We start from the raw sequence: 12,122 nt of genomic DNA, 5'->3' as shown, positions 1-12,122 counted from the left end.
CCTGAGAGTCGGCTTTCGCGAGCAAGCCCGCTCCCACAGTAGATCGGCGGCGTTCATAATTATTGTGACCGACTCGGTCAAAATGTGGGAGCGGGCTTGCTCGCGAAGAGGCCCTCACGAACACCACAAATCTCAAAGCCCGCTGACCGTCACAGGTCCAGCGGGCTTTTTTTATCGTGCTACACCTGCGGGTCCAGATGATCCAACACGCGATTCACCGACAACTCCGCCAGAGAAATCATCTGCTGAATGCCCAAGGCCAGATTGCAGCTTGGGCCGGTTAGATCGAACGCCAACTCACTGGCCATGACATTCGCCGAAGCCAGGGTTTCACAGGCATGGGCCAGCAGGGTTTCGGAATCTACGTTGGGCGCGACCACGAAAATCGTACTTGGACGCTGATCGGCTTTGGCCTTCTTTTGGGAAGGTGGCGCGAGATAGTGATCGAGTGCACGGATTGCGGCGTCGTGGAGCTTTTTGGAATTGAGGCAGGCGTAGGGGGAAACGGATTCGTTTTCCATGTTTGTTTCCACATCTTCTACGTCTGTTTCTGGGAGATCGGGATTGTCTTTGATCATGGTGGAGCTCCTAAAAAATTGGAGCGACCGACATCACTTATTGATGCGGCGCCTATAAGCGCCTAACGATTCTTCAGGCTTGCAGTCCCGGTCACTGCATTGGCAGCGACAGCCAAAGGTTAGAGAACCCACTTCCGACGGACAACCTGAAAGTATTGTGGGAAGGTTCTGATGTTTTGCCTGATGAATAAACGCCATCACTTATCCAAGTGGACAGCAAAAACCCGGCCTAGGCCGGGTTCTTGTAATGCAGCTTAAGCTCAGGAAAACGTAGCGCGCTGTTCAGCCTCGTAGTGCCGAGTCTGGAAAGGCATGAGGGATTGAGCCTTCAAGCCAAGGCCTTCATTCAGCCCCCAAGCAATGGCGAGTTCATCACGGCGCCGACGAAGCGGTACGGTTGCTTGCGGTATCACTTCATGCTTGGAAGTCGAGTGTGCAAAAAGCTCAATAGCGTTAAGGGTTTCCGACACGCGGCTATCAGACACGCAGGCAAAGCGAGTGAATCGTTCGAGCAGATAACCTGCACGTCGAACTTCCACCTCATCAGAGTGGCAGTTCAGGAACGCTGTCACCTCACTTTCAAGATTCAATTTCGAGTACCAAACAGCTTTAGCCGCGCTCACAAGCGCCGCGTCATCTGCTTGATTTAGAGGACGTTTGACCAATGTGTCCAAGGCGGATGAGAGGACGTGGCCGTTAGCGGGCTTCGTCATCTGTATTCTCCAAGTAGTCTTGCAAAATATGGGTAAGAACGGATGCTGGTGGCTCTTTGTTGCCAACATATACATCAATCGCCTGCAATGCCAGTCGACGAAGCTCGGTGGTCACTATGAAGCCAGCCCGGAGAAGCATCATGATATCGCCAACGTCTTGATCTGTGGCCCTGCCCAGTTTGGAGATGGCAATGTCGATAGGTGCCGCAATGTGAACGTGCAACGGAGACTCAACCGGGAACTCTATGAGAGGAATACTCCGTCCCCAGTAATCCTCGTGAATGGGACCAAAACTTGTGTTGTATTGAAGGTCATAGTTCAGCTCCATCAATCGACCGGTTCGCTCATCGACAAATTGCTCAGGAACCTCCGCGAGCAAGGTCTGAAGATGGAGGCCTTCAGGGACAGAAGCTTCATAAATCTCGGCATCGACGTCTGTGGAAACACGATGATTTGTGTAGAGGTGAACGGCGCACCCACCGAACACGATGACTTTCACCGCCCCTGATTCTGCGCTCTCAAGTGCCAGCTCTGCTTCGACGGATTTGAACATCGAAATCAAGGCCCGTCCCAACGCCGTGTTCGTATTAACGCGGGGAGTGATTACGTCAGGCAATATCATTTTTTTGAACCTCAATCACTGATATGGGCGCCTGGCAAACTATCTGGCAGCTTGAATTGGCAGCGATACCGAAAGGTTAGAGAGGCCACTTCCGACGGACAACCTGAAAGTATTGTGGGAAGGTTCTGATGTTTTTTCTGATCAATAAACATCGTTGCCTGTAAGGCCGTCTTCGCGGGCAAGCCTCGCTCCTACAAGGGGGGCGGTGTATGTCTGAGAGAGATTGGTCGGCTGTCAGGCCGCCATCGCGGGCAAGCCCGCTCCCACAGTGGAGCGGTGTGCACCCGCCTCTCACCACTCAACAGGCCGAGCGTTAGCTCGCCTGCCGCTTTTGATCTGGCTTTTGATTTTGATCCACCCGCCCCTTCGGGAGGCTGAGTGGAGGTGTTCATCTGGGGATTGGCGCGCAGCGCCGTTCGACGCAGTCGAACCCATCGCATGTAGGTCGTAGCGAAGCAGACCGTAGGGCGATGCCCCCAGATGGATACCGGAGCGAAGGAACGCCGAGCCTTAGCGAGGGGCCGGACGCTTGGGGCGAAGACCTTTGCTTCCTTTGGGGCGTTTGCCAAAGGGAGGCGCCGTAAGGGCGAAACCATAAGCCGCCGTTACCGCAGCAATGGATATGTACTCAATCAACAAAAACCTGGTCGGCCCTAAGGCCGCCACGCCCTAAATCGCAGCCAATAAAAAACCCGCTGAAATCACTTTCAGCGGGTTTCTCATTTCAGCGGCCAGGAAGATCAGAAATCTTCCAACCGCCACACCTCGTAAGCCGGCGTTTCATAGGGATGGCTCTCTTTCAGAGCCACCACCACCGCCCGAATCAACTCATCGCTGACCACAAGCTCAACCTTCCATTCCTCAACCTGCTCGACCTGCCCCGCTTCGCCAATGAACGGCTGACTGCCATCCAGTGGACGAAACTGACCCAACCCGAACACCTGCCACGCACAATGATCATAAGCCCCGATCCGCCCACCACCGGCAGCGAACACAGCACTCTTGACCACCTCGACATGACTGGCCGGAACAAAAAAACCGAGCTTGTACACGGCGCTTAGTTAACCCACACGCGAGCATTACGGAACATACGCATCCAAGGTGCGTCTTCGTTCCAGTCTTCCGAACGCCACGAGTTCTGCACGGCGCGGAATACACGCTCCGGGTGCGGCATCATGATGGTCACGCGACCGTCACGGCTGGTCAAACCGGTGATCCCGCGCGGCGAGCCGTTCGGGTTGGCCGGGTAGTTTTCGGTGACCTTGCCGTGGTTGTCGACGAAACGCATTGCCACGCAACCCGACAGATCAGCTTCCAGCAACGCTTCTTCGCTAGCGAATTCGGCATGGCCTTCGCCGTGTGCGATGGCGATCGGCATGCGCGAACCGGCCATGCCCTGCAGGAAGATCGAGTTCGATTCCTGGATCTGTACCATCGCCACGCGAGCTTCGAACTGCTCGGAACGGTTACGCACGAAGTGCGGCCAGAACTCGCTGCCCGGGATCAGCTCGTGCAGGTTGGACATCATCTGGCAACCGTTGCACACGCCGAGGGTGAAGCTGTCGTTACGTTCGAAGAAGCCCTGGAAGGCATCGCGAGCGCGGCTGTTGAACAGCGCGGACTTGGCCCAGCCCTCACCGGCACCCAGTACGTCGCCGTAGGAGAAACCGCCGCAAGCCACCAGACCTTTGAACTCGTTCAGGTCGACACGGCCGGCCAGAATATCGCTCATGTGCACGTCGATCGCGTTGAAACCGGCGCGGTCGAACGCGGCCGCCATTTCCACCTGACCGTTGACGCCCTGCTCACGCAGCACGGCAACCTGTGGGCGGATGCCTTTCTTGATGTAAGGCGCGGCGACATCCTGGTTGACGTCGTAGCTGAGCTTGACGCTCAGGCCCGGGTTGTCTTCTTCCAGCAGCACGTCGAACTCTTGTTCGGCGCAGTCGGCGTTGTCACGCAGACGCTGGATCTGGTAGCTGGTCTCGGCCCACTGACGTTGCAGCAGACGACGCTCACCTTCGAACACGGTGTCGCCGTTGAAGGTGATGTTGATCTGGCCGTTGTTCATTGGCTGACCGATCACCGAAACGCAGTCACTCAGGCCAGCTGCGCTGAACTGCGCGAGGATGTCTGGAGTGGCGTCCTGGCGAACCTGGATCACAGCGCCCAGTTCTTCGTTGAACAGGATCGCGGCGATGTCGGCGGAGGTTTCTGCCAGACCGTCGAGGTTCAGGCTCAGACCGCAGTGGCCGGCAAAGGCCATTTCCACCACGCTGGTCAGCAGACCACCGTCGGAACGGTCGTGGTAAGCCAGCAAGTGACCGTCGGCGTTGAGGCCCTGGATCACAGCGAAGAAGGCTTTCAGGTCTTCGGCGTCATCGACGTCCGGGGCCTGCTTGCCGAGTTTGCCGTGAACCTGAGCGAGGATCGAAGCGCCCATGCGGTTCTGACCGCGACCGAGGTCGATCAGGATCAGGTCGGTGGTGCCCTTGTCCATGCGCAGTTGCGGGGTCATGGTCTGACGGATGTCAGCCACGGGCGCGAAACCGGTCACGATCAGGGACATCGGCGAGGTCACGGTCTTGTCGACGCCTTCGTCGTTCCAGCGGGTGGCCATGGACATCGAGTCCTTGCCTACCGGAATGGTGATGCCCAGCTCAGGGCACAATTCCATGCCGACCGCTTTCACGGTGTCGTACAGACGCGCGTCTTCACCCGGGTGACCGGCGGCGGACATCCAGTTCGCCGACAGTTTGATGTCGGAGATTTTGGCGATGCGCGACGCCGCGATGTTGGTCAGGGTTTCGCCGATGGCCATGCGGCCCGACGCCGGAGCGTCCAGCAGAGCCAGCGGAGTGCGCTCGCCCATGGCCATGGCTTCACCGGTGTAGACGTCGAAGCTGGTGGCGGTGACGGCAACGTCAGCCACCGGAACCTGCCACGGACCGACCATCTGATCACGGGCCACGAGGCCGGTGATGGTGCGATCGCCGATGGTGATCAGGAAGCTTTTGCTGGCCACGGCCGGGTGATGCAGAACGCGCTCGACGCAGTCGGCGATCTCGAGGGTCGACGGATCGAAATCGTCGCCCAGCTCGTTTTCGCGAACGGCCGAACGGTGCATGCGCGGGGCTTTGCCCAGCAGCACTTCGAGAGGCATGTCCACCGGGCTGTTGCCGAAGTGGCTATCCGTGACAGTAAGCTGCGGTTCGGCAGTGGCTTCGCCGACCACGGCAAACGGGCAACGCTCACGTTCGCAGATCGCCTGGAAGCGTTCGAAGTCCGCCGGGCCGACTGCCAGAACGTAGCGTTCCTGGGATTCGTTACTCCAGATTTCGTGCGGGGCCATGCCCGGCTCGTCGTTTGGAATATTGCGCAGTTCGAAGCGACCGCCACGGTTGCCGTCGTTGACCAGTTCCGGGAAGGCGTTGGACAGACCGCCCGCGCCGACGTCGTGGATGAAGCTGATCGGGTTTTTGTCACCCAACTGCCAGCAACGGTCGATGACTTCCTGGCAGCGACGTTCCATTTCCGGGTTTTCGCGCTGTACGGATGCGAAGTCCAGATCCGCCGAGCTGGTGCCGGTGGCCATGGAAGAGGCAGCGCCGCCGCCCAGGCCAATGAGCATTGCCGGGCCGCCGAGCACGATCAGTTTGGAGCCGACGGTGATCTCGCCTTTCTGTACGTGTTCGGCACGGATGTTACCCATACCGCCGGCCAGCATGATCGGCTTGTGGTAACCGCGAACTTCGTCGCCACGCGGGGTGGTGATCGATTGTTCGAAGGTACGGAAGTAGCCGGTCAGGGCCGGACGACCGAATTCGTTGTTGAACGCGGCGCCACCCAGTGGGCCTTCGATCATGATGTCCAGCGCGGTAACGATGCGCTCAGGCTTGCCGTACGGCACTTCCCACGGCTGTTCGAAGCCCGGGATTTGCAGGTTGGACACGGTGAAACCAGTCAGGCCAGCCTTGGGCTTGGCGCCGCGACCGGTTGCGCCTTCGTCACGAATCTCACCGCCGCTACCGGTGGACGCACCCGGGAACGGGGCAATCGCGGTCGGGTGGTTGTGGGTTTCGACTTTCATCAGGATGTGCACCGGTTCCTGCACCGCGCCGTACTGACGGGTTTCAGGGTCCGGGAAGAAACGGCCGGCAACGGAGCCGACGATTACCGAGGCGTTGTCCTTATAAGCCGACAGAACACCTTCGCTGTGCATCTGATAGGTGTTCTTGATCATGCCGAACAGGCTTTTTTCCTGGCTCTGACCGTCAATGTCCCAACTGGCGTTGAAGATCTTGTGACGGCAGTGCTCGGAGTTCGCCTGGGCAAACATCATCAATTCGATGTCATGCGGGTTGCGCTTCAAGCCGACGAAGGCGTTGACTAAGTAGTCGATTTCGTCTTCGGCCAGGGCCAGGCCCAGTTCGGTGTTGGCTTTTTCCAGCGCGGCGCGGCCGCCACCCAACACGTCGATCGCGGTCAGGGGCTTGGGTTCGGCGTGGCTGAACAGGCCGGCGGCTTGTTCAAGGTTGTCCAATACGATCTGGGTCATGCGGTCATGCAGCGCGCCTGCGATCAGCTGCGCGTCGGCATCGCTGAACTGGCCGGCGACGTAGAACGCGATACCGCGCTCCAGGCGCTGGATCTTGGTCAGGCCGCAGTTGCGAGCGATGTCGCTGGCTTTACTGGACCACGGCGAGATAGTGCCGAAACGTGGCAACACCAGAAACAGACGACCGGTTGGCTCTTGTACTGGAACGCTTGGGCCGTACTTCAGAAGGCGCGCAAGCACCTGCTGTTCGTCGCCGGTCAGGACGCCGGTAACTTCGGCGAAGTGAGCGAATTCAGCATACAAGCCACTGACAGCCGGAACCTTCTGGCTCAGTTGCTCAAGGAGTTTGCTGTGGCGAAAGGCAGAAAGGGCAGGAGCGCCGCGCAGGATCAACATCTTCGGGACAGCCTCGGGAAGGGGTGTGCTTTGAGGCCGTGCATTCTAGCCTAAACCGCCCGCGACAGCACCCGAAACGGTATGCGCGGCTATACCCGAACGTCGGGCGGGGTTTTCGGACCTGTAACAGGTGCGTGCCGAGGGATATTTTTTCTGTCACAAAATACCGCTCGGGCCCATTCCTGCGGGCTCCGGAGCGGTTTTCAGTTGCTTAGCAGACAAGCCCTTCGCTGTCGAGATATGGCGCTCGTGGTCCTTTGCGTATACTGCGCAGATGTTTTCCCCAACGGCTTTGCGTCCGCGGTACGCCAAATGGCTGATCGCAACCGGACTCTTCCTGGTGCTCAGTGGCTGTGTTGATAAACCCAACACGCTGGAGCGCGTAAAGGAGGATGGCGTGCTGCGGGTGGTCACCCGTAACAGTCCCGCCACCTACTTTCAGGATCGCAACGGTGAGACCGGCTTCGAATACGAGCTGGTGAAGCGCTTCGCCGACGATCTGGGGGTGGAACTCAAGATCGAAACCGCCGACAACCTCGATGACCTGTTCAATCAGGTGGGCAAGCCTAATGGCCCGGTGCTGGCTGCTGCCGGTCTGGTCAGCAGCGAGCAACGCAAACAACAGGTGCGGTTTTCCCACTCTTACCTCGAAGTCACCCCACAGATCATCTACCGCAACGGTCAGTCACGGCCGACCGACGCAGGCGATCTGGTCGGCAAGAAGATCATGGTGCTCAAGGGCAGTACCCACGCCGAGCAATTGGCAGAGCTGAAAAAGAAATATCCCGGCATTGAATACGAAGAGTCCGACGCGGTCGAAGTCGTCGACTTGCTGCGCATGGTTGACGAAGCTCAGATAGATCTGACGCTGGTCGATTCCAACGAAGTCGCGATGAACCAGGTGTACTTCCCCAACGTGCGGGTCGCCTTTGATCTCGGTGACGCCAGCAATCAGAGCTGGGCCGTGGCCGCCGGCGAAGACAACAGCCTGCTCAACGAGATCAATACCTATCTCGACAAAGTGAAGAAAAACGGCACCCTGCAACGGCTCAAGGATCGCTATTACGGGCACGTCGACGTGCTGGGTTACATGGGCGCCTACACCTTCGCCCAACATCTGCAGCAACGGCTGCCCAAGTACGAACAACACTTCAAGACATACGCCAAGAAAGAGAAAGTCGACTGGCGTTTGTTGGCGGCAATCGGTTATCAGGAATCGCTGTGGCAAGCGGCGGTCACGTCCAAGACCGGCGTGCGCGGATTGATGATGCTGACCCAGAACACGGCGCAAGCCATGGGCGTGTCCAATCGACTCGACCCCAAGCAGAGCATCATGGGCGGCGCGAAGTACCTGGCTTACATGAAGGAGCAATTGGACGAATCGATCCAGGAGCCGGATCGTACGTGGTTCGCGCTGGCGGCCTACAACGTCGGCAGCGGTCACCTGGATGACGCACGCAAACTGGCGGCCAAGGAAGGGCTGAACCCGGACAAGTGGCTGGATGTGAAGAAAATCCTGCCGCGTCTGTCCGAGAAAAAATGGTTCAGCAAAACCCGTTACGGCTACGCCCGAGGCGGCGAGCCGGTGCACTTCGTAGCGAACATCCGTCGTTACTACGACATCCTGACGTGGGTCACGCAGCCGCAGCTGGAAGGCAATCAGGTGGCTGAGGGCAACCTGCATGTGCCGGGGGTCGACAAGACCAAGCCGAGCCAGGAAACCCCTCCGCTTTAAATCTTCGCTGTCTTCAAAGACGCCATCGCGGGCAAGCCACGCTCCCACAGATCCGCGTCGAGTAAATAATTGTCGTTCAACTCGGACCTGTGGGAGCGTGGCTTGCCCGCGATGGCAGCGCCGCCGATCTAGCCTTTCAAAGCGGCAGCCAGAATCAATGCCTTCATTTCCGACACCGCCGACTTGAACCCGACGAACAACGCATGGGCCACCAGCGCATGGCCGATGTTCAGTTCGTTGATGCCTTTGATCGCCGCAACCGCCTCGACGTTGTGATAATGCAGGCCATGACCGGCATTGACGATCAACCCCTGGGCCAGACCGAATGCTACGCCATCGGCCACGCGCTTCAGCTCTTCAGCGACTTCGGTTGGCGTCTCGGCGTCCGCATAACGCCCGGTGTGCAATTCAATGGCCGGCGCACCGACACGGCGGGACGCTTCGATCTGCCGCTCGTCCGCGTCGATGAACAGCGACACTTCACAGCCGATCTTCGCCAGGCGATCCACCGCTGCCTTGATCCGTGCCTCCTGCCCTGCCACGTCCAGACCGCCTTCGGTGGTCAGCTCCTGACGGGTTTCCGGAACCAGGCAAATATGCGCCGGGCGGATGCGCTCGGCGAACGCCATCATTTCTTCGGTGACGCCCATTTCGAAGTTCATGCGGGTTTGCAGCACGTCCTTGAGCAGCAGCACATCGCGCTCTTGGATGTGCCGACGGTCTTCGCGCAGGTGCACGGTGATGCCGTCAGCGCCCGCCTCTTCCGCGTCCAGCGCTGCCTTGACCGGATCCGGGTAGCGAGTGCCCCGGGCCTGACGCAGGGTGGCAACGTGGTCGATGTTCACGCCAAGAAGAATGCGATTGCTGGTGGTCACGGAAGCGCTCCTGAAATAAGGGAAAGTTCGGTGCACAGCATACACGGGGAGCTTGGGTCTGTTGACGCAAGCATCAACAGTTCCTATGGCTTGAGAAACTATGGCTTGCGAAACAACTCGCGACTGACCAGAGGACGACCGCCCAGATGAACGGCCAATGCCTGACGCATCAGGCGCTTGGCAGCGGACAGCGCACCGGGCGCGGACCAGTCGGCATCGGCCATGGCCAGCAGCTCGATGCCGTTGAACAGACCCGGTTGCAGCAGATAGACCCGCTCCAGGCCCGCATCCACTTGCAAGCGATAGAGACCGTCCGGCGCGATGGGGTCGCCATGGATGTCGGCATTCAACGCAAAGCCGTAGCCGAGGTCGTCAAGCAAACGCCATTCGAAGGAGCGCAGCAAAGGCTCCAATGGACGGCCTTCGGCCAAGGCGAGCAAGGTCGCGGCGTAGTGATCGAAAACCGCGGGGTGAGGGTCTTCGGCGGGCAGCAGGCGAATCAGCAATTCGTTGAGGTAGAGGCCGCTGAACAGTGCCTCGCCGTTGAGCCAGGTGGAAACACCGGCGCTTTCCATGCGACCGACGTTTTTCAACTCACCCCGACCACGGAACTCGACTTCCAGCGGCACGAACGGCCGCGCCAATGTCCCGGCCTTACCCCGTGCGCTACGCAACACCGCCCGTAGCCGACCTTGCGGCGTAAGGAAATCCACCAGCGCACTGCTTTCGCGGTAGGCGCGGCTGTGGAGGACGTAGGCGGGTTGGCCGATGGGCTGGGTTGGGGACATGGAAATCGCAGTTCTCAATGAAGGAGCGCAGTTCTACAAACAACCAAAACCAATGTGGGAGCGGGCTTGCCCGCGATGGCGGACTTACATTCAACATCTCTGCTGAATGTTACATCCTCATCGCGGGCAAGCCCGCTCCCACAGGGTTCTACGGTGCAGCGCAGACCGGGTTTACAGATCGCCGTAACCCAGCGAACGCAGCGCACGCTCGTCGTCAGACCAGCCGCCCTTAACCTTGACCCACAGGTTGAGCATGATCTTGGAGTCGAACAGCAGCTCCATATCCTTGCGCGCCTCGGTGCCGATGCGCTTGATGCGCTCGCCCTTGTCGCCAATGATGATTTTCTTCTGGCCGTCACGTTCGACGAGGATCAACGCATGAATGTGCAGGGTTTTGCCCTGCTGCTTGAACTCTTCGATTTCCACGGTGATCTGGTACGGCAGCTCGGCGCCCAACTGGCGCATGATTTTCTCGCGCACCAGTTCGGCGGCGAGGAAACGGCTGCTGCGGTCAGTGATCTGATCTTCCGGGAAGAAGTGATCGTTTTCCGGCAGGTGCTCGGCGATCACTCGTTCCAGCGCGTCCAGATTGTGCCCGTGCTGGGCCGAGATCGGCATGATCTGCGCGTTCGGCAGCTGCTCCTGCAACCAGCTCAGGTGCGGCATCAGCTCGGATTTGTCTTCGATACGGTCGGTCTTGTTCAGCGCCACGATCAGCGGGCCGGTCACGTATTGAACGCGCTCGAGGACCATCTGGTCTTCGTCGGTCCACTTGGTGCGGTCAACCACGAAGATCACCACGTCGACGTCTTTCAACGCCGCCGAAGCGGTCTTGTTCATGTAGCGGTTCAGGGCCTTTTCGCCGCCCTTGTGCATGCCCGGGGTGTCGACGTAGATCGCCTGAACGGCGCCTTCGGTCTTGATGCCGAGCATGTTGTGACGGGTGGTCTGCGGCTTGCGCGAGGTGATCGCCAGCTTCTGACCCAGAATGTGGTTCAGCAGCGTGGACTTGCCCACGTTCGGACGGCCGACGATGGCAACATAGCCACAGCGAGTTGCGGTTGAATCAGTCATGGCCATTCTCCACGCCCAGGGCAATCAGTGCTGCGGCGGCCGCTACCTGTTCGGCAATACGACGACTCACACCCTGACCTCGGCTTTTTTCATTCAGTAAGATGATTTCACATTCGACGAAGAACGTCCGGCAATGCGGCTCACCCTGGATATCCACCACTTCGTAACGCGGCAGCTCACAACCACGGGACTGCAGGAATTCCTGCAGGCGGGTTTTCGGATCTTTGTTGGTGTCGACCAGCGTCAGGCCTTCGAACTCTCCGGCCAGCCAGGCCAGCACGCGCTCGCGCGCCATGTCCATGCCGGCGTCCAGGTAGATCGCACCGATCAGCGCTTCCAGGGCATCGGCCAGAATCGACTCGCGACGGAAACCGCCGCTTTTCAATTCGCCGGAGCCCAGGCGCAGGTATTCGCCCAGGTCGAAACCACGGGCCAGTACGGCCAGGGTCTCACCTTTCACCAAACGGGCGCGCAAACGCGACAACTGGCCTTCGCGGGCCAGCGGGAAGCGATCGAACAGCGCCTCGCCAGCAACGAAGTTGAGGATGGCATCACCGAGGAACTCCAGGCGTTCGTTGTTGCGCCCGGCAAAGCTGCGGTGAGTCAGGGCCAGGACCATCAGCTCCTGGTCTTTGAAGGTGTAGCCGAGCTGACGCTCTAGACGGCTTAAGGAGACGCTCACGGTTTACCCACGCTGAGTTCGTGGCTGGATTCCACCGCCATCGCCGTGGTGCGGCGCAGGCTTGGGACAATTAACGCTGTGTTCAAAAATAACGTCCTGAA

At 59.2% G+C, this 12,122-nt stretch carries 10 protein-coding genes; 1 reads left to right on the top strand and 9 read right to left on the bottom strand.

Annotated elements, in window-relative coordinates; all coding sequences use genetic code 11:
• Positions 1 to 179: 179 nt before the first annotated feature.
• The 5 genes from KGB18_RS18345 to purL all read right to left on the bottom strand — a co-directional run bounded on the left by KGB18_RS18345 (position 180) and on the right by purL (position 6,867).
• Entirely contained in the window at positions 180 to 578 is a 399-nt protein-coding gene (locus tag KGB18_RS18345; protein ID WP_123719436.1) for a DUF6124 family protein, read from the bottom strand.
• Positions 579 to 838: 260 nt separating this feature from the next.
• Complete coding sequence (locus tag KGB18_RS18340; RefSeq protein WP_038981687.1) at positions 839 to 1,291, bottom strand: hypothetical protein; 453 nt, start codon at positions 1,289 to 1,291, stop codon at positions 839 to 841.
• Positions 1,275 to 1,913 (bottom strand): DUF6036 family nucleotidyltransferase, encoded by a 639-nt coding sequence (locus tag KGB18_RS18335; protein WP_223570319.1) that lies wholly within the window; start codon positions 1,911 to 1,913, stop codon positions 1,275 to 1,277. Before KGB18_RS18335 ends, KGB18_RS18340 begins: the two co-directional genes overlap by 17 nt.
• Positions 1,914 to 2,653: 740 nt before the next feature.
• Complete coding sequence (locus tag KGB18_RS18330) at positions 2,654 to 2,965, bottom strand: YqfO family protein (protein ID WP_007905538.1); 312 nt, start codon at positions 2,963 to 2,965, stop codon at positions 2,654 to 2,656.
• 5 nt (positions 2,966 to 2,970) lie between these two features.
• Positions 2,971 to 6,867, bottom strand: a complete 3,897-nt coding sequence (purL, locus tag KGB18_RS18325) for a phosphoribosylformylglycinamidine synthase (RefSeq protein WP_123719437.1) — start codon at positions 6,865 to 6,867, stop codon at positions 2,971 to 2,973.
• 274 nt (positions 6,868 to 7,141) lie between these two features.
• Here purL and mltF point away from each other — a divergent pair, with 274 nt between their 5' ends.
• Positions 7,142 to 8,602, top strand: a complete 1,461-nt coding sequence (gene mltF / locus KGB18_RS18320) for a membrane-bound lytic murein transglycosylase MltF (protein WP_123719438.1) — start codon at positions 7,142 to 7,144, stop codon at positions 8,600 to 8,602.
• 128 nt (positions 8,603 to 8,730) lie between these two features.
• Here the strand turns inward: mltF and pdxJ are convergent, their stop codons facing one another.
• From pdxJ to rnc, 4 genes are all read right to left on the bottom strand, one after another.
• Positions 8,731 to 9,477 carry a pyridoxine 5'-phosphate synthase gene (pdxJ, locus tag KGB18_RS18315; RefSeq protein WP_008004962.1) on the bottom strand — a complete coding sequence of 249 codons (747 nt, stop codon included), beginning with the start codon at positions 9,475 to 9,477 and terminating at the stop codon, positions 8,731 to 8,733.
• 98 nt (positions 9,478 to 9,575) lie between these two features.
• Positions 9,576 to 10,265, bottom strand: coding sequence for a DNA repair protein RecO (gene recO, locus KGB18_RS18310; protein WP_123358192.1), 690 nt, complete (start codon positions 10,263 to 10,265; stop codon positions 9,576 to 9,578).
• Between the two features lie 171 nt (positions 10,266 to 10,436).
• Complete coding sequence (gene era / locus KGB18_RS18305; RefSeq protein WP_008073130.1) at positions 10,437 to 11,339, bottom strand: GTPase Era; 903 nt, start codon at positions 11,337 to 11,339, stop codon at positions 10,437 to 10,439.
• Positions 11,332 to 12,021, bottom strand: a complete 690-nt coding sequence (gene rnc, locus KGB18_RS18300) for a ribonuclease III (protein ID WP_052966248.1) — start codon at positions 12,019 to 12,021, stop codon at positions 11,332 to 11,334. Before rnc ends, era begins: the two co-directional genes overlap by 8 nt.
• Between the last annotated feature and the right edge of the window lie 101 nt (positions 12,022 to 12,122).

The sequence above is a fragment of the Pseudomonas sp. BF-R-26 genome (assembly GCF_019947395.1).
GTDB lineage: Bacteria > Pseudomonadota > Gammaproteobacteria > Pseudomonadales > Pseudomonadaceae > Aquipseudomonas > Aquipseudomonas farris.
Note: the sequence above shows the minus strand (reverse complement) of the source record. Positions and strands in the feature narration are given on the sequence as shown.